Annotated in this window: 16 protein-coding genes; 12 read left to right on the top strand and 4 right to left on the bottom strand. The window is 60.6% G+C overall.

Annotation, left to right across the window (positions count from 1 at the left end; genetic code table 11):
- The first annotated feature begins 23 nt into the window (after positions 1-23).
- Together ASH01S_RS10460 and ASH01S_RS10455 are read left to right on the top strand one after the other, a co-directional pair.
- Positions 24-872 (top strand): carbon-nitrogen hydrolase family protein, encoded by an 849-nt coding sequence (locus ASH01S_RS10460; protein ID WP_067927558.1) that lies wholly within the window; start codon positions 24-26, stop codon positions 870-872.
- An 83-nt stretch (positions 873-955) separates the two neighbouring features.
- Positions 956-1,357 (top strand): Na-translocating system protein MpsC family protein, encoded by a 402-nt coding sequence (locus tag ASH01S_RS10455; protein WP_157067090.1) that lies wholly within the window; start codon positions 956-958, stop codon positions 1,355-1,357.
- Between the two features lie 87 nt (positions 1,358-1,444).
- Here the strand turns inward: ASH01S_RS10455 and ASH01S_RS10450 are convergent, their stop codons facing one another.
- The 4 genes from ASH01S_RS10450 to ASH01S_RS10435 form a co-directional block, all read right to left on the bottom strand.
- Positions 1,445-2,698 carry an MFS transporter gene (locus ASH01S_RS10450; protein WP_067927555.1) on the bottom strand — a complete coding sequence of 418 codons (1,254 nt, stop codon included), beginning with the start codon at positions 2,696-2,698 and terminating at the stop codon, positions 1,445-1,447.
- A gap of 100 nt (positions 2,699-2,798) precedes the next feature.
- The gene (locus tag ASH01S_RS10445; protein WP_067927552.1) at positions 2,799-3,353 is read right to left on the bottom strand and encodes a shikimate kinase; all 555 of its coding nucleotides are present in this window, start codon (positions 3,351-3,353) and stop codon (positions 2,799-2,801) included.
- Positions 3,354-3,525: 172 nt separating this feature from the next.
- Positions 3,526-6,183 (bottom strand): pyruvate, phosphate dikinase, encoded by a 2,658-nt coding sequence (gene ppdK / locus ASH01S_RS10440; protein WP_067927549.1) that lies wholly within the window; start codon positions 6,181-6,183, stop codon positions 3,526-3,528.
- 136 nt (positions 6,184-6,319) lie between these two features.
- A complete protein-coding gene (locus ASH01S_RS10435) occupies positions 6,320-7,591 on the bottom strand; it encodes a PucR family transcriptional regulator (RefSeq protein WP_067927545.1) in 1,272 nt (423 codons plus the stop codon).
- A 523-nt stretch (positions 7,592-8,114) separates the two neighbouring features.
- Here ASH01S_RS10435 and ASH01S_RS10430 point away from each other — a divergent pair.
- The 10 genes from ASH01S_RS10430 to ASH01S_RS10385 all read left to right on the top strand — a co-directional run bounded on the left by ASH01S_RS10430 (position 8,115) and on the right by ASH01S_RS10385 (position 20,875).
- Positions 8,115-9,431: an aspartate aminotransferase family protein gene (locus ASH01S_RS10430; protein WP_067927541.1), complete on the top strand. Its 1,317-nt coding sequence runs from the start codon at positions 8,115-8,117 to the stop codon at positions 9,429-9,431.
- Positions 9,432-9,448: 17 nt separating this feature from the next.
- The gene (locus ASH01S_RS10425; RefSeq protein WP_067927540.1) at positions 9,449-10,897 is read left to right on the top strand and encodes a CoA-acylating methylmalonate-semialdehyde dehydrogenase; all 1,449 of its coding nucleotides are present in this window, start codon (positions 9,449-9,451) and stop codon (positions 10,895-10,897) included.
- Positions 10,898-11,136: 239 nt separating this feature from the next.
- Positions 11,137-12,504, top strand: coding sequence for an NAD(P)-dependent oxidoreductase (locus ASH01S_RS10420; protein ID WP_281178212.1), 1,368 nt, complete (start codon positions 11,137-11,139; stop codon positions 12,502-12,504).
- Positions 12,505-12,506: 2 nt separating this feature from the next.
- Positions 12,507-13,763 carry an NAD-dependent dihydropyrimidine dehydrogenase subunit PreA gene (preA, locus tag ASH01S_RS10415; protein ID WP_067927539.1) on the top strand — a complete coding sequence of 419 codons (1,257 nt, stop codon included), beginning with the start codon at positions 12,507-12,509 and terminating at the stop codon, positions 13,761-13,763.
- Positions 13,764-13,887: 124 nt separating this feature from the next.
- Positions 13,888-15,279, top strand: coding sequence for a dihydropyrimidinase (gene hydA, locus ASH01S_RS10410; protein ID WP_067927538.1), 1,392 nt, complete (start codon positions 13,888-13,890; stop codon positions 15,277-15,279).
- A gap of 23 nt (positions 15,280-15,302) precedes the next feature.
- Positions 15,303-16,196 (top strand): nitrilase-related carbon-nitrogen hydrolase, encoded by an 894-nt coding sequence (locus tag ASH01S_RS10405; RefSeq protein WP_067927533.1) that lies wholly within the window; start codon positions 15,303-15,305, stop codon positions 16,194-16,196.
- A 69-nt stretch (positions 16,197-16,265) separates the two neighbouring features.
- A complete protein-coding gene (locus ASH01S_RS10400; protein WP_067927530.1) occupies positions 16,266-17,780 on the top strand; it encodes an NCS1 family nucleobase:cation symporter-1 in 1,515 nt (504 codons plus the stop codon).
- A gap of 362 nt (positions 17,781-18,142) precedes the next feature.
- Positions 18,143-19,084, top strand: a complete 942-nt coding sequence (locus ASH01S_RS10395) for a catechol 2,3-dioxygenase (protein ID WP_373278570.1) — start codon at positions 18,143-18,145, stop codon at positions 19,082-19,084.
- Positions 19,085-19,121: 37 nt separating this feature from the next.
- The gene (locus ASH01S_RS10390) at positions 19,122-19,781 is read left to right on the top strand and encodes a GntR family transcriptional regulator (RefSeq protein WP_245629026.1); all 660 of its coding nucleotides are present in this window, start codon (positions 19,122-19,124) and stop codon (positions 19,779-19,781) included.
- Between the two features lie 167 nt (positions 19,782-19,948).
- The gene (locus tag ASH01S_RS10385) at positions 19,949-20,875 is read left to right on the top strand and encodes a DUF6282 family protein (RefSeq protein ID WP_067927517.1); all 927 of its coding nucleotides are present in this window, start codon (positions 19,949-19,951) and stop codon (positions 20,873-20,875) included.
- The last annotated feature ends 19 nt before the right edge of the window (positions 20,876-20,894 follow it).

The raw sequence follows: 20,894 nt of genomic DNA, 5'->3' as shown, positions 1-20,894 counted from the left end.
AGCAGGCACAAGGGGGGATTGGAGTGCGGGTGGCTCTGATACAGGCAGCACCGGTGCCCGGCCGGTCGGCTGACAATCTGGCCGCGCTGCGCCGCTGGGTTCACCAGGCCGGGCGCGACGGACTCGGTGCGGACTGGGTGGTATTCCCGGAGTTATACGTGACCGGGTATGTACCCGAATTGTGGCCAGGCCGCCCCAGCCCGGATGACGTGCAGGACTGGCTGGACCAGGTGCGCCGGGCGGCCGGCGAGGCCGGCGTATGGGTGGTGGTGGGCCACCCGTCGTATCACGCTGACAACTTGGATTGGCCGACGGCCGACGTGGGCGGTCAGCCCATCCGCTCCCAGCCGTCTCTGTACAACGCGGTCTCCATCGTCAACGGACAAGGTGTCGTCGCCACGTATGCCAAGGTGCACCTGTTCGGAGAGGAGCCGGCCACGTTTGCCGCCGGGCTCACGATGCCGGTCTGGGATACGCCCTGGGGGCGCGTTGGGCTGCTTGTGTGCTACGACCTGGAATTTCCCGAGGCAGCGCGAATCCTCGGGCTGCAACGGACCAATTTCATAATCTGTCCCAGCAACAACATGCACCCCTACGGCGATTTCCATCACGTATTCGCCGCCGCGCGGGCGATGGAGAATAACCTGTTTGTCATCTACAGCAACCGCGTCGGGGAAGAACGCGGTATCCATTTTTGCGGTGGATCCGGCGTGGTCGATCCGCTCGGCCGCTGGCTGGTGGAAGCGCGGTCCGAGGAAGGGGTGGTCGTTGCCGACATCGAGGTGAGTCTGTGCCGGGAACTGGATGCGGCGCTGGATTACCGGGCGCACCGGCGGCCGGATCTGTATGGTCGGTTGACATCGTCCGAGTAAGTGCCGCCCGCAGCTTCGTCGGGACGCTGGATTGAACCAGAACGGGTGCGGGGGGTAATATAGAATCCAGTTTCGACCAAGGGATGGGCGTGCACAAGGGGGATGGCCGTGGACACCGCGCAAGTGGTGCACGATTTCAACAACCTGGTGCGCGAGGTGCGAAAAAAGCATACCGAAAGGGACCGGAGCAGATTACCACCCGCTTTCTCGGTTCGTGGGCCATCTGTGAGATGAGAGGGACTTTGACGGGTATGCAAAAGTTTGTGGCGAAAACCGCAGAAGGACCGCGCATTGTGCACGAACTGCGCACCACCTTCGTCAAGCAGATCTACAAGGATGAGGCGGTGCGCAAAGAGGTCGAGGACACAGTGGGCGCGAAGCTGGTACAGCTGTACTGCGATTTTGACGTGGGATCGGACACCGCTATGACCGTCTACGTGTTTGATCGACCGCTGGGTCTGGACACACATCGCCACACTGGATAGAATGAGGACAGGCTTGGAGTCCACCGCTTTCCTGGATCACTTCCAGGCCGCCAGCGAAACTCGGTTCAAGCTTGGGACCGCCTAGTGTCAGCGTAACTCGGTTCCCTTCGATTCCCCCCACAATAGCACCAGGATGACCATCACGGCCGAGGCGATGGCCACCGCATAGGTCATTGCGTGTCCTAGTCCACCGACGTCGGGCGCGATAGACGAGACAATGAGCGGGATGACGGCTCCGCCGACGGCGGCGCCAAAATGATAAGTCGTGCCTTGGCCGGTCGAGCGGATCGTCGTCCGGAAATGTTCGGCCAGGTAGGTTGGAATGGCGGCCCACACGCCTCCGATGGAGAACAATCCAATCAGGAAGGTAAACACGTTTCGTTCCCAATCGGTCGCGATGGACTGGAAGACAAAGGAGCAGGCGATGGTGCCGAGCGAGGACAAGATGATGGTCCAGCGTCGACCAATCAGGTCCGACACCCATCCGCCCAGGAGGTTTCCCACAATGCCGGCGACGTTCAGGATGATGATGGTGTCCGCCACCACCTCAGGATTGAAATGGCCGCCTGTCTTGAGCAGGGTCGCGTAGAACACGTTGATGGGGTATGTGATGGCAAACGCGACCAGGGCGATGATGGCGGCGTGCACGGTGCTCCAGGTTTGCCCTCCAGAAAACAGATGGGAGACCGGCACGGCGTGTGCGCGGCTGTCCCTGCGCTCCGTCTGCCAACGCGACGATTCGGGCAGTTGCGCCCATATGTAGATGGCTACCAGAAGAGCCGGGATGCAGGCAATCCAAAATATCGCGTGCCAACCGAGATCGCCATACCAAACCCGGTAGATGATGGCGGCGAAAATGTAACCGAATGAGAACCCCGATTGCATCAGCCCGGAGGCGAATCCGCGCCATTTGGCCGGTACCATTTCCATCAACATCGGCGTACCGTTGGCGTACATGGCGCCCATGCCGATGCCATACAGGATGCGAACGATGTACAGGATGGTAAATCCCAAGGAAAATCCGGTCAAGAATTCAAACACACTGAACCATACGATGGAAAGAACCAAGCTGATCTTCCGCCCCCAGGCGTCGCCCATCAGTCCTCCCAGCAGTCCGCCGCCCAACCGGGCGAATGTCGTGGCGGAGGAAACGCCGGCGGCCAAGGTCAGCGCGACGCCGTAGTCTTTCATGATGTCGGTGAGGACAAAGGTCAGAATCGAAAAGTCCATGGCGTCGAACGCCCAGGCCAGACCGATGGACACAAGCGCTTTCATACTGTTGCCGCGTGTGTGTTGTGAGGTAGGGATGGGGGCCTGCGAGACGTGGCTTGAACTGGACATGCTATCGACCTCCCTGGGAAATCCGAACACTCGCCGAGCCATCTCCCGGCTCCATGCGCAGGCAGATGCAACGCAAAGCAAGGACGCCGAAAAATATGCGCTAGGACGCCCGGGTGAGCATTTGCTCGCAGATCAGTTCCAGGAGCAGGTCCACCGCCCTGTCTGCCGTGGAATAATCCAATTTGAGGCACGTGTGGTAGGCTTGGTAGACGGCGCGGCGGCGTTGAAACAGCTGGTGGATCTCCTCCAAATCAAGCTGCTGCAACAGCGGACGCGAGTCGACGACAAGATGGTACCGCTCGTTGACCCAGTAGTGCCAGTCGATGTCGAGGTATACGACGATACAGTGGCGCAGGCAGGCCGCGCGGATGTCCTCTTGGAGAAACGCTCCACCGCCCAGGGAGAGGACACTGCGCGACGCTTCGCAGTGGCGGAACACCAATTCCCGCTCACGCGCGCGAAAAGCCGGCTCTCCGTGCGTCTTGAAGATGTCGGGAATGCTCATGCCGAAATCTTGTACAATCTTCTCGTCGACATCGACAAAGGTGCGTCCCAATCGGTGCGCGACTTCACGGCCAAGGGTCGTCTTGCCGGCTCCCATGAAGCCGGTGAAGACAATTGTCTTGTCGATAGCCGCCGGTTTGCCACTGTCCACTCTAAACACCCGCTTCGCCCAGGCAGGCGCTCTGGGTTGCGCACGCCATCGGTAATCGTCTTAAAATTGTATACGCGCACGACCAGAGGTGTCAATTGCAGAAGGCGCCCGGCGGCGGTCGGCCGTCGGGCGCCTTTCAACATTCATGGGAATGCACAGGATGGTGCACACCTTACGCAAGCATCGCCTGGGCGGCGGCTAGCCGGGCCACCGGGACGCGGAACGGGGAGCAGCTGACATAGTCCAGGCCGGCGGCGTGGCAGAAGCGGATGGAGGACGGATCGCCCCCGTGTTCCCCGCACACACCGGTCTTCAGGCCGGCTCTGGTGCGGCGTCCGCGCTCGACACCCATCGCTATCAACTGTCCGACCCCCTCGTCGTCCAGGACGGCAAATGGGTTGTGGGGGAGGATACCCTCTTCCATGTACTGGTGCAGGAATTTGCCCTCGGCATCATCCCGGCTGAAGCCAAAGGTGGTCTGCGTCAGGTCGTTTGTCCCGAAAGAGAAAAATTCCGCCTCTTCGGCGATGCGGTCTGCGGTCAGAGCGGCGCGCGGCACCTCGATCATCGTCCCGACGCTGACCGGTATCTCCACACCCGTCTCCGCCTGCACCGCCCGCGCAGTGTCCACAACCAGGCGCTTGAGGCGCCGCAGTTCCTCCACGTGGCCGACCAGCGGGATCATCACCTCCGGGCGCGGCTGCAGCCCCTCCTGTGTCAGTCGAGCCGCCGCCTGATAAATGGCGCGCACCTGCATCTCGTACACCTCCGGGAAGGTGATGCCGAGCCGACAGCCGCGATGGCCGAGCATCGGGTTGAGTTCATGCAGTGCGCGCACCTGGGCCAGCATGCGCTCGACTTCCGCCAATTCCTGCTCCAACTCCGCCACTCCCTGTTTGTCACTCATCTCGCGCCGCGTGCGCAGGGCGGCTTGGCGAGCGGCGAGTTGCTCCAGGTTGGGGAGGAACTCGTGCAGGGGCGGATCGAGCAGACGAATGGTAACCGGCAGCCCGTCCATCGCTCGGAGGATCCCGTAAAAGTCTTCCTCCTGCATGGGCAGCAGCTGTTGCAGCGCGCGCTGTCGATCTTCCTTGGTGGATGCGAGGATCATCGCCTGCACCACCGGCACCCGATCCGGATGCATGAACATGTGCTCGGTGCGACACAGCCCGATGCCCTGCGCCCCCAATTCGCGGGCTCGCAGCGCGTCCTCCGGCGTGTCAGCGTTGGCGCGTACGCCCAATCGGCGCGTTTCATCCGCCCAGGCCAGCAACTTTTCGAAATGGGATGAGAGCTTGGGGGCGACGCGCGGCACCTCGCCCAACAGCACCCGGCCGCTGGCGCCGTCGATGCTCAACACGTCGCCTTCGGCCAGCACGCGGCCGTCCACTTCGAGCGTCCGCTGGCGCTCGTTCACACGCAGCGCGTCGCAGCCGCACACGCACGGCTTGCCCATGCCCCGGGCGACCACGGCTGCATGGCTGGTCATGCCGCCGCGGCTGGTCAGGATGCCTTCTGCGGCCAGGATGCCGTGGATGTCCTCGGGTGTCGTCTCGCTGCGCACCAGAATAACCTTTTCGCCGCGCCGCGCCCATGCCTCGGCGTCATCTGCCGTGAAGACAATGCGCCCGCTGGCGACGCCGGGCGAAGCAGGCAGGCCCTTGGCCAGGTCGGTGACAGGTGCGGACGGATCCATCCGTGTATGCAGGAGCTGGCCGAGCGTGGTCGGAGGAATGCGGCTGAGTGCGGTCTTGCGGTCGATCCGCCCCTCTTCCACGAGGTCGACGGCGATGCGGACCGCCGCCTCGGGAGTGCGCTTGGCAGAGCGGGTCTGCAGCAGATACAGGCGCCCGCGCTCGACGGTAAACTCGATGTCCTGGACGTCCTGAAAGTGCGCCTCCAACTGGTTGCAAACGCTGAGGAACTGGGCGAAGACGGCCGGCATGTGTTCAGCCAGGCGGTGAATCGGCTGTGGCGTGCGGATGCCGGCGACAACGTCCTCTCCCTGGGCGTTGATCAGGTATTCGCCAAAGACGCCCGGCTCGCCGGTGGATGGGTTACGCGTGAACGCGACGCCGGTGCCGGAGTCGTCGCCCATGTTGCCGAACACCATGCTCTGCACATTGACCGCGGTGCCGAGGGTGTCGGGAATCCCGTTCACCTTTCGATACACCTTTGCGCGCTCGTTGTCCCACGAGGCGTACACAGCGCAGATGGCCATGCGCAGCTGTTGGTGGGGATGCAGAGGAAAGGGCAGGCCGGTTTCGCGCTCGACGATGTCCAGGTAGGATTGGACCAACTCGGCCAACGTCTCCTCGCCGAGGTCCTGATCTGTTTGCACTCGGGCCCGTCGGCGGGCTGCCTCCAGCTGCTGTTCAAACCGATGGTTGGGGACACCGAGGACGACGTCGGCAAACATCTGGATGAAGCGGCGGTACGAGTCGAAGGCAAACCGCCGGTTCTGGGTGCGCCGGGCCAATCCTTCCACTGTCTCCGGATTGAGGCCCAGGTTGAGAATGGTATCCATCATCCCCGGCATCGAGATGGGCGCACCCGAGCGAACGGAAACCAGGAGCGGGTTGTCGGCATCGCCAAACGTCTTGCCGGTACGCTGCTCAAGCCACGCAATCGCCGCCTCGACTTCACGAAACACGGCCTCCGGCAGGTCGTGGTGCTCTCGATAGACCGGGCACAGCTCGGTCGTCAGGGTGAACCCCGGAGGCACCGGCAGTCCGGCCTGGGTCATCTCCATCAGATTGGCACCTTTGCCGCCCAAGATCATCTTGTCGGGATGAACGGGATCATCGAATCGATATACCCATTTGCTCATGGAAGGCCCCCCAAATCAGGATTGGACATGATCGGCAAATTAACAGGGCTGAATCCGAAATGAGTATATCATATATAAATAAAATGTGTGATACTAAAAACGCGTGAGAGGACAAATGGGTGATTCAGAATGGACATCAATGGGGTTGGTGTTGAAAGAACGTCCGGTAATACACGGAGAGGTGAAGGGACAGACGTTGCACGGGATCATCCAGGTTGGACCGCAGAATGGCCTCCATTTGTTCCAATCGGTGGTACAGCGTCTGACGATGGATGTACAGCGCGGCGGCAGTGCGTTGCTTGGAGCGGTCGCAATCCAGGTAGACGCGCAGGGTCTGCAGCAACTGGGTGCCATGCCGGCGGTCGTAGGCTGCCAACTCATCGAGGTCGCGCGCGGCCAGTTCCGCCGCGGCTTGTGAGCCGGCCAGCAGTGTCAGCCAACGGAATACACCGGCCTCGTCGTACATCCACCACCTGCGCCCGGGCACCCGCCGCGAGATGAGAAGCGCTTTGCGCGCGTCCTGATAGCTGTTCGGTACTTGGGCCAGACCGTTGACCGGTCTGCCCACTCCCATGTGCAGGGCAGTGGCCGCCGGCGCGCCGAGGCACTCTGAGCACGCCGATTGAACGGCCGAAAAACCGGTGTTCAGGACACTCACCCAGTCCCGTTCGGGATCGCTGAATTCCAGCACCGCAATCACCTCTTCCTGGCGCATAGCCAAATGTGTCCGCAGTCCCTCAGCTCGAAACGCCGGACGGATGAACGGGATCACGTCGCGCCAAGCCGACGCGGTCAGTTGCATCCAATCGGATTCCGTGTGCCTGTGCTGTTCCGAGACTTCCAGCGCCACGCTTGGATTCGCGGCTCTGCTGGCCACCAGCTCATCGAGGGCCAACACGGCAACGCAGAACCATCGTGTGGGTAACATCGCCGCTGCCAAGGGTTCTGTATCCCACACGGTTTGACCGCTGATGACGGTTTCCACCCAGGTCTGTTCAGACAGGGCCTGGCGCTCGTGGATGAGGATCTGTTTGTGCAGGTCCTGTGTGATGTCGACAAATCGCACGTGTTTCGGAAACAACAGAACGGGGAAGTTGTTGGCGTCAGCCAGGCGTCGGATGGCGGTTGGCAGCTCACGAATGGCGGTGCCCAACTCAATGCAGAGCGCGGCTGCCTGGCCTTCAATCAGCTCTTCGATAAACGATTGGAACTGATACGGATGTTTTCCGAAGCCCAGTCCGGTCGTCAGCACCAGTTCTCCGCCGTGGATGTGCCCGCGGGCGTTTGGAACGTCCAGGATGTGCACCCAGCGGATGGGCCGTGAGAGCCCTCCTTGTCCCGCGGCGAGCAGGGCAGATTGAAACGGCGGTCGTTTCAGGACATCGCACACCCGGAGCCAAGCGGACATCACACATGCCTCCGTTTCGACGGCGGTTCAGTCGGAGAAAGACGAGCGAATACTCAGTAGTGGTATGAAAGCCCAGGGATACTGATACTTATGAGATGGTTCCTCGATGATAAGACCATCAAGTGCAATCTACCTAAAAGAAGCGAACAATCAGCAGAAGAGGTATTCGATGGTTTCTATGGGTAAGATCGCACTTTTGAGGTGAATGCGCAAGATCGATTGGAAGGATTGAGGACATCATTTCCCGCGTGAAGGTCTGAAAGTTTTCGCCAAAGCGGTGATGTATGTCAAAATTCTTACACGAAGCTGGTCCTGTCCTTAATAGAGCGTTACCTGAACGGTTCGACAGGTTGTAAAAGGTACCTCTCTGACAGTCGTACAGTGTGTATCGTGATGTGGAATTTCACCTATGATACCTTATTCGCAAGCCCGGTCTATCATGACAATTCGAATGGTTGCTAAGGTACCCAGACGACGCGGATTCCGGGTGGGGTGAGAGGCTTTGCGGGACAGGAGGATAACCATGGCGGAGACGACGGAAGCGCTGATTGCCCGGCAGAGACGGTACCTGGCTCCCAGTGTGGCGACCTATTACGAGCAGCCTTTGGTGTTCAGCCATGGGTCAGGGTGCTGTCTGTTTGACGCTGATGGCAAGCGTTATCTTGATTTCTTTGGCGGCATTCTGACAGTCTCGGTGGGGCATGCCCAGGCGCGGGTGAATGCGGCCGTGGCAGATCAGATTCAGAAGCTCACGCATGTCTCCACGCTGTATGTCACGCAGCCGATGGTGGACCTTGCCGAACGATTGGCGCGCATGACACCTGGCAACCTTGAGGTCAGTTTCTTCACCACCAGCGGCACCGAGGCCAACGAGACGGCTGTCGCCATGGCACGCATGGCCACCCGCGCCTATGAGGTGATTGCCCTGCGTCACAGCTACAGTGGCCGATCCGCCCTGGCCACGACACTGACGGGTCAAGCGAGCTGGAAGCTGGGCATGCACGGCATCCCAGGCGTGGTGCACGCCATGAACGCCTACTGCTACCGCTGTCCGTTCGGCCGCACGCCCGACACGTGTGCCTTGGAGTGCGCCAAAGACATGGAGGAGACGATTCGCACTTCAACTTCGGGTCGCGTCGCGGCTGTGATTGCGGAGCCGATTCAGGGGGTGGGCGGCTTCATCACGCCCCCGGACGTCTACTTTCAAGAGATTTGGCGCATCGTTCGCAAGTACGGCGGCCTGTTTATCGCCGACGAGGTGCAGACTGGGTTTGGGCGCACGGGCCGGATGTTTGGGATTGAGCACGCCGGGGTCCGTCCGGATCTGATGACGTTTGCCAAAGGATTGGCCAACGGACTGCCTGTCGGTGCCACCATCGCCACGCGAGACGTGGCTACATCGTATCAGTCCAACACCATATCCACCTTCGGTGGCAATCCAGTGTCGATGCGGGCCGCTCTGGCGACGCTGGACGTCATCGAGGAACAGGACCTGACGGGCAATGCGCGCATCCAGGGCGAGCGCCTGCGCATCGGCTTGGAGGAGTTGCAGGCCAGATACCCGATGATAGGCGACGTGCGCGGCAGGGGACTGATGCAGGGGCTGGAGTTTGTGCGCAGCCACAAACAGCCAGCGCCCGATTTGGTCAGCCGCTTTCTCGAGTACACCAAACAGAACGGACTGTTGCTTGGCAAGGGCGGGCTGTACGGCAACACGGTGCGTATCGCCCCGCCCCTGTCGGTCAATGCCACACAGGTGGATGATGCGCTCGCTGTGATGGGAGAGGCGCTGGCCGGCATGGTGGCGGAGGAGCCGGAACTGCGGCATGTCAGCGAGTGAAAGGGAGGCGGATCGGCATGAAACTCAAGAATTATATCGGCGGCGAATTCTGCGCGGGCGAAGAGGTCGGTGTACTCGAGGTGCCCAATCCAGCAACCGGAGAGCAGCTGGCTGAACTGCCGTTGTCCGCCGCATCCGAAGCCGAAAAGGCGGTGGCGGCTGCCTTGTCGGTGGCGGCGGATTGGGCCGTCGTGCCGGTGGTGGAACGGGCTCGCGTCATGTTTCGCTATCGCGACTTGCTTGAGCGTTACAAGGAAGACCTGGCTGTGCTAGTGACGACCGAAAACGGGAAGAACCTCGAGGACGCCCGGGGCGAGGTGAGGCGGGGCATCGAGGTGGTCGAATTTGCCTGCGGCATGCCCACACTCATGATGGGGCAGACGGTTCCCGATGTGTCGCGCGGCATCGACTCGGAGGTATACCGCTACCCGCTCGGTGTGGTCGCTGGCATCACACCGTTCAACTTTCCGCTGATGGTTCCTCTTTGGCTGTACCCTATCGCCATCGCCTGCGGCAACACCTTCATCCTGAAGCCGTCCGAACGGACTCCGTTGTCTGCGGTGCGACAGGCGGAACTGCTCGCCGAAGCCGGTCTGCCGGCAGGGGTGTTCAACATGGTTCACGGGGGCAAGGAGGTGGTGGACGCGCTCCTGGCCCATCCGGACATCCAAGCCATTTCGTTTGTCGGCTCCGCCCCCGTCGCCGAGTATGTCTACCGAACCGCGGCCGCTCACGGCAAACGCGTGCAAGCCCTGGCCGGAGCAAAAAACCACCACATCATCCTGCGCGACGCACCGCTGGACCGGACCATAGAAATCCTCGTGGCTTCCGCCTACGGAAACGCCGGCGAGCGGTGCTTGGCCGGGAGTGTGGCCGTGGTGGAGGAGGCGATAGCAGACGAGTTGGTGTCCCGGTTGGCCGCTGCCGCCCGGGTTCTGCCGATGGGCAGCGGCCTCGAGCCGGGCAAAGAACTGGGGCCGGTCATTCGCCCGGAGCACCGGGACAGGATTGTCCGCTTCATCGAACAGGGGGTAGCCGAGGGGGCCGTACTGGTCTGCGACGGACGTCAGGCCCCATTGGTCCAGAGTCCCGGCTTCTTCCTGGGGGCCACCTTGTTTGATCACGTCCGCCCCGAGATGACCATCGCCCGCGAGGAGATTTTCGGTCCGGTGCTATCCGTCATCCGTGTCCAGGACCTGGATGAGGCGATCGCGATCGCCAACTTATCGCGCTATGGGAACGCGGCCGTGCTGTATACGCAAAGCGGTGCCGCAGCACGCAAGTTTCGCGAACGCATTCAGGCCGGCATGATTGGCGTCAATGTGGGGGTGCCGGCGCCGATGGCGTTCTACCCCTTCTCCGGATGGAAGGGTTCCTTCTATGGCGATCTCCATGCCACCGGGCGCGACGGTGTGGAGTTTTACACGCGCAAAAAGGTCGTGACCACGCGCTGGTTTGACAGTTAGGTGTCTGTGCCGGACAGGGAAGCCGAGACACAGGCATATGTGTCACTTGGTGCTCGGCCCTCTGACGCGGTAATTTGTAAGTAATTATAACAGATTAGAGTATCTACGCATGTGAACAGAAAAAAATCCTGAGATATATGTCATGATTTTTAACATTTTAGCTTTTGGGAGGACGGGCGTGCCCATATAATTCACATGAAACATCATGCAGCAAGCGCACATGGGAAGGAGGAATTCTCGTGACGGGTCCTGCTTTCAAATCGCCTCTGGATAGGCCCGCGTTGGCTGAAGAGGATGCCGCCCACGTGAGTATTCATCCACCTTTGGGCCATCTCCAGGTCCGGCATGAGGCCAATCGTTGCCTGTACTGTTACGACGCCCCGTGCACCCGGGCCTGCCCAACCCATATCGATGTTCCTGCCTTCATTCGCAAAATCGCAACCGACAATCTGCTGGGCAGCGCCCGCGTCATCATGGAGGCCAATCCGATTGGCGCCAGTTGTGCCCGGGTATGTCCGACGGAGTACCTGTGCGAAGGGGCTTGCGTGCTGAGCCATGATGAGTCTCCGATACGCATTGGCGACCTGCAGCGTTACGTGACCGACTGGGCGCGTGCGACCGGTGTGAAGTTGTTCACCCCAGGGCCGGGCAGTGGTCGCCAGGTAGCCATTATCGGCGGTGGACCCGCCGGTCTGTCGGCGGCCCGAGAGCTGCGCCTTCTCGGCCACGCCGTCACGGTGTTTGAGGCCAAATCCCAGCTGGGCGGACTGGATACGTACGGCATCGTGCCCTTCCGGCTGCCGGCTGCTGTCTCCCTCTGGGAGGCTGAGCAGGTGACGGCCCTGGGTGTGGAGGTCCGCACCGGGACAGTCGTCGGGCTGGACATCTCCGCTGATACCGTTCTTTCCCAGTTCGACGCGGTGGTGCTCGCCTGCGGCATGGGCTACGTGCCGGAGCTGGGAATCCCGGGCGAGGATTTGCAGGGGGTGTGGGACGCGATTGAGTTGATTGAACGGGTGAAGATGGGCGAGCCCGTTCCCGTACCCGGCCGCGTGGCCGTCATTGGCGCCGGGAATACGGCTATAGACGCGGCCACTTGCGCGCGCCGGCTTGGGGCCGAGGAGGTGGTGATTTACTATCGGCGCAGCGAGGCAGAGATGACCGCGTATCCCAGCGAATTCGCCTTTGCCAAATCGGAAGGGGTGGTGTTTCGCTGGCGCTGTCTGCCGGTACGCATTCTCGGCGGGTCCGGGCGGGTGCAGGGCATTGAGTTTGTCGCCACCGACCTGGTACAGGATGCCAATGGCGGCCAACGCGTTCAGCCTGTACCGGGCAGCGAGTTTATGGTGGCCGTCGACACGGTGATACGCGCCATCGGCCAGTCACGCCGGGCGCGTCTGCTGGAGGCGCTGGGCGTAGAACATGAAGCGGGCGTCGTCAAGACCACGGACGGCCGCACGAATCTGAGCAAGGTGTTCGCGGCCGGCGACTGTACGTTCGCCAAGGGTGGACGTGAGGCCATGGTAGTGGAGGCGGCCGAACAGGGCAAGCGCACGGCCCGCCAGGTACATGCTTTTCTGTCTGGGCAAGCCCAAGGGGGTGTCTGAGCATGGCCGACCTGTCCACAAACCTGGCCGGCATTCGCAGCCCGAATCCGTTCTGGTTGGCTTCTGCGCCGCCGACCAACAGCGGTTATCAGGTCATGCGCGCGTTTGAGGCCGGCTGGGGCGGGGCGGTGTGGAAAACTCTCACGGACGATCCGGTCGTCAATGTCAGCTCTCGTTTTGCCGGGCTGCGTTTTCGCGGACAATCGATGGCCGGGATGAACAACATTGAACTCATCAGCGATCGGCCGCTGGAGGATAACCTGCGCGAGATCCGCGAGGTCAAACGACGGTTCCCCGACAGGGCCGTAATTGCGTCGCTGATGATAGAACCCAAGCGGGAGCGCTGGCAGGAAGTGGTCAAGCGCGTACAAGACGCTGGGGTGGATGGGTTTGAGTTGAATTTCGGTTGTCCCCACGGCATGTCGGAGCGGGGGATGGGGTCAGCGGTCGGACAGGTACCCGACTTGGTCCGCCAAAACACCGAATGGGTGGCGGAGGTGGCTGAGGTTCCGGTCATCGTCAAGCTCACCCCCAATATCACCGACGTCCGCCACACCGCCCGGGCCGCGGCTCAGGGCGGAGCCAATGCAGTCAGCATGATCAACACCATCAATAGTTTGATGGGTGTGGACTTGGACACATGGAATCCCATCCCGCACGTGGACGGACTCGGAGCGCACGGTGGCTACTGCGGTCCAGCCGTGAAACCCATCGCCTTGCACATGGTGGCCGATTGCGCGCGCGATCCCGGCGTGCCCCTCCCCATCTCCGGTATCGGCGGGGTGGCGACGTGGCAGGACGCGGCGGAGTTTCTGTTGATGGGCGCAAGCAATGTCCAGGTCTGCACCGCGGTCATGTACCAAGGCTTTCGCATCATTGAGGACTTGGTGGAAGGTCTGAACCATTACCTGGACGCCCGCGGCTTGGCCAGTGTGGAGGACCTTGTCGGAAAGTCGGTGCACAAGTATGTGGACTGGAACGACCTCAACCTTTCCTACAAAGTGGTTGCGAACATCGACCAGGACCTGTGCATCCATTGCAATCGCTGCTACATCGCCTGCGAGGACGCCGCCCACCAGTGCATTCATCCGGCGGAGGACGGCAGCGGCGGGCAGCAGTTGGTTGTGGACGTCAACGAGTGTGTCGGCTGCAACCTCTGCCATATGGTGTGTCCGGTCGAGGGGTGCATCACGATGGTCGAGGTTGACACGGGCCGGCCGCCTGAGACGTGGCGTCAGTGGCAGTCCATCCACGCGTGACAAATGCTTGGGTGAGCGTTGTGAAAGGCGACATACGGCGTTAAGGCTATGGCAGGAGACGTCCATCTTCAAACGGCAAGCCGATGATGCTGTTGGATTTGTGTGATCAGGGAGGGCTGGACCTATGGGAACGGTGATTCGTGGAGGGACGGTGGTGACCGCGACCGATACCCAGGAGGCGGACATCCTGATTGAAGGCGAGGTGGTGACTGCCATTGCCCGCCGTATCGACACGTCGGGTCACCAAGTGGTGGAGGCGGCCGGCTGTTACGTGTTCCCAGGCGGGGTCGATCCGCACACCCACCTCGACATGCCCTTTGGCGGCACGGTTACGGCTGACGACTTTCGCACCGGTACGGTGGCCGCCGCCTTCGGTGGCACCACCACCGTGATTGACTTTGCCCTGCACAGTAAGGGAGACACGCTGCAAAACGCGATTCGCACCTGGCACGGCAAAGCCGAGGGCAAGGCGACCATCGACTACGCGTTCCACGTGATGGTTGGCGACATGAATGAGCAGGTGCGCAACGAAATCCCGCGCATCGTCGAGGAAGAGGGCGTGTCCTCCTTCAAAGTGTTTCTCGCCTACAAAAACAACCTCCAGGTCGACGACGAGACCCTGTTCCAAACCCTGCGCATGGCGGCGCAAAGCGGCGCCCTGGTGCAGGTGCATGCGGAAAACGGGGATGTGATTGATGTCCTGGTGCGCGAGGCGTTGGCCCAGGGCCATGTGGAACCCAAATATCACGCCCTGACCCGGCCGCCCGAGGCGGAGGGAGAGGCGACTGAGCGGGCCATTCGACTGGCGGAGATTGCGGGGGCGCCATTGTATGTCGTGCACGTCACATGCGCTCAGGCAGCAGAGGCCATTAGCGACGCGCGCAAACGCGGCCTTCCGATTTTTGGCGAGACTTGCCCGCAGTATCTGGTCTGCGACTTCAGTGACTACGAGCGTCCCGGCTTCGAGGGGGCCAAGTACGTGATGTCCCCGCCCCTGCGCGAGCCATTTCACCAGAAGGTGTTGTGGAGCAGCCTGCGCAACGGGGAACTGGTGGCGTTCGGATCGGACCAGTGTTCGTTTAATTTCCAAGGCCAGAAGGAGCTCGGACGTAACGATTTCTCCAAGATCCCGAACGGTGCGCCGACAATAGAGGACCGGATGGCGATTTTGTATCACTATGGGGTCAACGAGGGGCGTATTTCTCTCAATCGCTTCGTCGCCCTGACATCGACCAACAATGCCAAGTTGTTCGGCCTGTTCCCGCGCAAGGGCACGGTGGCCGTGGGCAGCGACGCCGACCTGGTGATCTGGGATCCGGACGTCGAACGCACCATCTCCGCAGCCACTCATCACATGAACGTGGACAACAGCATCTTTGAGGGCATGCGCGTACGCGGCCAGGCGCGCACGGTGCTGCTTCGCGGCCAGGTGATTGTGGATGGCGGGCAGTTCTATGGCCACCCGGGGATGGGACGGTTTCAACGCTGCGGTCGGGTGAGTGCGACTGTACTTTGAAGACCGCGAAAGGAGGCTCGTCCATGGCGGGCAGCGAAGTGACGATTGGCTTAATCCAGGCGCATCACGACGTGGATGGACGAGAGCCGGTGGCTGTGCACAAGCAGGCGGCCATTGAGAAGCACGTCTGTCTCATCCGCGAGGCGGCGGCTGTGGGAGCGAAGATTGTCTGTTTGCAGGAGTTGTTTTACGGGCCCTATTTCTGTACCGAGCAGGACCCGAAGTGGTACGAGGCGGCCGAGCCTGTGCCCGACGGCCCGACCATCCGGCGCATGCAGGAGCTGGCCAAGGAGCTTCAAGTGGTGTTGGTGGTGCCCGTTTATGAAGAGGAGATGCCGGGCGTCTACTACAACACAGCGGCCGTGATCGACGGAGACGGGCGGTACCTGGGCAAATACCGCAAGCACCATATCCCGCAGGTACAAGCCGGTCCGGCTGGCTGCGGATTCTGGGAGAAGTATTACTTCAAGCCGGGTAATGGTGGATACCCGGTGTTTGACACGCAGTACGCCAAAATCGGGGTGTACATCTGCTATGACCGCCACTTCCCGGAAGGGGCGCGGCTGTTGGGCTTGCACGGGGCGGAGTTGGTGCTCAACCCGTCGGCGACGGTGGCCGGGCTGTCGGAATACCTGTGGAAGCTGGAACAGCCGGCTCACGCGGTTGCCAACGGCTATTACGTTGGCGCCATCAACCGGGTCGGCTGGGAGGCGCCCTGGAACATGGGCGAGTTCTATGGCCAGTCGTACCTGGTGAATCCGCGCGGCGAGTTTGTGGCGCTCGGATCTCGTGATCAGGACGAGGTGGTCCTGGGTGTGATGGACCGACGCCAGATTGCCGAGGTGCGCAACACGTGGCAATTCTATCGGGATCGGCGGCCCGAAACGTATACGGACATGGTGGGCCTGTTGCCGTAGAGGGGCCCCAGCGGCGACAAGGCAAGGCGGTGTCTCCTTGCCTCCGCCGTCAAGAAAGGAGGCGATATTGTGCAGACTCAGGTGCAGCGAGGCGATACCGTCATGTTGACCGAGGCCGCGGCCCGCTCGGTGGCAGGCAACCATACACTGTGGAACGAGGACCTGCGCCCGTGTACGCGCAAGGAGCACGCATGGCCCGGGATGAAGTTTGCGTCGTTGTGGATTGGCATGTGCATCTGTCTGCCCACCTACTCGATGGCCAGCGGGTTCATCGCGCTGGGCATGAACTGGTGGGAGGCGGTCCTCACGGTGCTGGTGGGAAGCTGTATTGTGTTAATTCCCATCCTTTTGATGTCGCACGCAGGCACCAAGTTCGGGATTCCGTACCCCGTCTTTGCACGGCTGTGGTTCGGCAAGAGGGGGGCGCACATTCCCGCCCTGGCGCGCGCCGTCATCGCAGCCGGGTGGTTTGGCATTAACTCCTGGTTTGGCGGCCAGGCGCTCGACGCCATTCTGGGCCGGGTCATCCCGGGTTGGAGCGGATTCGCGTGGCACCTTGGCATCGCGTTTCTCGTTTTTTGGGCCATCAACATCCTCATAGCCATGCGCGGTCCACAGGCCATCGGCAAGCTGGCCGTGGTGGCGGCGCCCACACTGGCCGTCGGGGCGGTCGTGTTGCTGTTGTGGGCCGCTTTTCGGACGGGCGGTTTTGGCGCGATGCTGTCCGCTCCGGCGACTATCCACGGCGCCAAGTTTTGGGCCGCGTTCTATCCCTCGGTGATTGGCGTGATCGCCTTCTGGGCGACGATGGCTCTCAACATTCCCGACTACACTCGCTACGCGCAGACGCAAAAGGGACAGGTGCTCGGTCAGACCCTGTCCATGCCGTTGACCATGGCCTGGTTTTCCTTCATCGGGATTGCCGTCACTTCGGCGACGGTGATGCTCTATCACCAAGCGCTTTGGGATCCGGTCCAACTCATCGTTAAGTTTCCCACCATCATGGTCATCGTGTCGGGGATAGTTGTGATCTTGTCTTCGGTGACCATCAATGTGGGCGCCAACGTGATGGCTCCCGCTCGCGCTTTTGAAAATTTGTGGCCGCGGCGCATCACGTTTGGCGTCGGGGCCGCCATCACCGGTCTGTTGGCTCTGTGTATGCAGCCATGGTATGTGATGTCTGAGTTCAGCAACTACATTTACAACTGGCTCGGCACCTACGGCACTCTCCTCGGGCCGTTTGACGGCATCGCCATCGCCGACTACTGGCTGGTTCGTTCCTGCCGGCTCGACCTGCTCGCCCTCTACTCGACCGAGGGGCGCTACGACTACGACCGTGGCTTCAACCTGCGTGCGCTGGGGGCGCTCGTCATTGGCTGGGTGATTGCCCTGTTGGGCCTGGTGTTTCCTTCGCTCCACTTTCTCTGGAGCGGTGGCTGGTTATTCAGCCTGCTCGGCGGACTCATCGCTTACGTCCTGTTGATGCGCGGCCATCCGTCGGTACTGGACGTTGCCGATTACCAGCGGATGACGAAGGTGGAAACCGACCCGACGCCGGTAGGCGGTGTGGTGGCCGACGTGTGATGTGGGGGTGATGGGACGAAAGGGTCAATCTCCTTCAGGAACTGACACCGAGGCTTGCGCAGGCGTACGCGCGGCCTCGGAAGACCCTGGCTCTCGGTCGGCTGAGGGCATTGTAAAGCGCCGCTTGTCCGCCCTGCCGGCACTGGTCAAGGGCATCTCTGCGACATGCCGGATGTCTTCTCATAGCGCAAATGTCGCCAGCTGTCCCGCCGCCACCGCCTATTCCAGGCGTGATTGGATTTGTAATCGACTGTCTGTTCCCTATTGACAGATGCCCTGCGGAGATTATAATCAAAATTGTTGACAATTTTGTTGAGTGCACCGATTCTGTGAAGGAGAGGAGGATGCTTGTGGCTGCACCGATGTTTGAAATCGCTCATCTCGGTCATGTGGAGCTCCTTACGCCGGTCTTGGAGAAAAGTGTCTGGTTCTTTCGCGACGTGTTGGGTATGGAAGTGGTCGACGAAGATAGCGCGTCGGTCTACCTACGGTGTTGGGGTGACTATGAGCGCTACTCGCTGAAGGTGACGCAGTCACCTCAACCTGGTGTGGGCCACACGGCGCTGAGAACGATGAGTCCAGAGGCACTGGACCGGCGGATTGAAGCCCTCAAAGATCGGGGTGTTAACGGGAAATGGGTCGAAGGAGACCGTGGACACGGTCCCGCCTATCAATTTTCTGGGCCCGACGGCCATCTCATGGAGTTATACTATGAAACGACTTACTACCAGCCGCCAGCGGAGCTTCGCCCGACACTAAAAAATCAACCTCAGAAGTTTACAGGTCGTGGCGCATCAGTTAAGACCCTGGACCATATTAACTACCTTTCTTCCAACCCGGAAGCGGACGGTCAGATGGTCGAGGACGTGCTGGGCCTGCGGCTGACCGAACAGATTGTGCTGGACAATGGTCGCCACGCGGGCCTATGGTATCGTGTCGCCAACAAATCATATGATCTGGTGTATACCTATGATGAAACCGGTGCCAAAAGCCGGCTGCATCACATCGCGTTTCGCGTGGACAGCAATGAGTCCATTTGGCGCGCGGCCGACCTGTTTGTCGATCACGGTGTCTACATTGAATTTGCGCCGAGCAAACACGCCATCAACCAAACCTATTTTGTCTACGTGTATGAACCAGGAGGAAATCGAATTGAGGTTTGCTCCGGCGGATACCTTGTCCTGGCGCCGGATTGGCAGCCGATCACGTGGACAGAGACCGAACGGAAACGCGGGCAAGCCTGGGGCAATCCGACGGTCGCGAGCTTCCATCGCTACGGTACACCCGTGGTGGAGGGGGTATAATGAAGACATTCATGAACAGAGGATGGGAAGCTTCGCTATGTCGACAATGCCGCAGACGGGTTTATTGACCGAGGAAGAGTGCTATCAGCGTCTCCGCAAGGCGATCGTTGACGGCACGTTGATGCCAAATCAGCACTTGGTGGAAATGGATTTGGTCAAGTCTATGAACGCCAGTCGAGCCACGGTTCGAACGGTGTTGGCACGGCTGGAACAGGAAGGATTGGTGGAACGGGAGCGTTACCGAGGTGCGCGAGTACGCATGGTCACCCATGCTGAAGCCGTAGAGATTTTGGAAGTCAGGGCGGCGCTGGAAGCGTTGATTGCTCGATACGCGGCTATGCACGCTACTGATGCAGATGTCGCGGCTCTACAGGAGATCTTGGAGGACATGCGCCGCTGTCAGGAGCGCAATGACCTCATCAGTTACTCCGAGAATAACGCCAGGCTGCACCGCAAGCTGGTGGCGATGGCAGGTCATCATACGGCGGAGCGCTTGTTGGACACGTTAAATTCCCAGAGTGTGCGCTACCAATACCGCACCATCATGGCGCAAGGCCGGCCGGAGAGCTCTTTACGTGAACACAGGGAGATCGTGGATGCAGTAGCCGCCCGCAATCCCGATGCGGCCGAAGCGGCGATGAAAATCCACTTGGCCCATGTGTGTGAGACTTTGCGGCAGATAAAGCCAGGCGTGTAAACGGAATGTGGGAGAAGGGGATGCTAGCACTGTGATTGTTAACAATAATGTTTATGATTTTGGGGTGGCCGCAGATACCTCTGGCTGGCTCTTGGCGAAATTCTGCTGACAGCAGCCGGTGTCCAGGCAAGATGGGCATAAATGAGGCGCAGGGAGGGACAGAGCGTATGCCTATCGGAGCGGACAAGACCGACCAACGAGCGTACATACGTGAACTCTTACAAGGCGCTTGCGATACACACATCCATGTGGAGCCTGACTTACTGGAGAGGCAAACAGATGACCTGAGTTTGGCGCGATACATGCTCAGTATTGGATGGCATGGATTTGTACTGAAATCGCACTACTTCCCGACCGTGGAACGAGCCCAAGTCGTTAATCGAGCAGTGCCTGGTGCCCACGCATACGGAGCCATTGCGCTCAATCACTCGGTGGGTGGATTCAATCCTGTAGCTGTCGACCTGGCTGGGCGTGCGGGAGCCCGCATCGTGTGGTTGCCGACGGTCGATGCTGCCAACGAAAGTACGGAGCGGCAACGTCAGAGAGGAGAACATCGCGTGCCTTTTTGGGCGCGAATCCAACAAGAAATCCGCGAGAAAGGGATTTCGCTTGCTCCTCTCACCGTATTCGACGAGAACGGGGAATTGCGATCCGATCTCCGTACCTGTCTTGGCTTAGTGGCGGATTACGGAATGGCTCTGGCCACCGGTCACCTGGATAGAGACGAAATATTCACCGTAGTACGTGAGGCCAAACGGGCTGGGGTGGATCACGTTGTCGTGACGCACGCCTTATTCCCGGCCGAAGCTTTGACGATTGAGGAACAAGTGGAATTGGCTGACCTGGGAGCCCTGATTGAACACTGTTACACCACGTTTTACACCGGGAAATGCGATTGGGATACACTGTTTGATTCCATACGCGCCGTGGGACCTGACCGGTGTGTGTTGTCTTCAGATTTGGGCCAGAAAGTGAACCCACCGATTGTGGACGGCTTGATCAACTTTGCAGAGCGGTTGCTGGCCGCTGGGTTTCAGGAGCGCGACGTTCAGCTGATGATGGTCGACAACACACGCCGCCTGGTAGATCGGTGAGCGCGACGCATCGCACCAT

It is taken from the genome of Alicyclobacillus shizuokensis NBRC 103103 (genome assembly GCF_001552255.1).
In the GTDB taxonomy this organism is placed as follows: domain Bacteria; phylum Bacillota; class Bacilli; order Alicyclobacillales; family Alicyclobacillaceae; genus Alicyclobacillus_G; species Alicyclobacillus_G shizuokensis.
The sequence above is the reverse complement of the archived record's forward strand: the minus strand, read 5'-3'. Positions and strand labels throughout refer to the sequence as shown.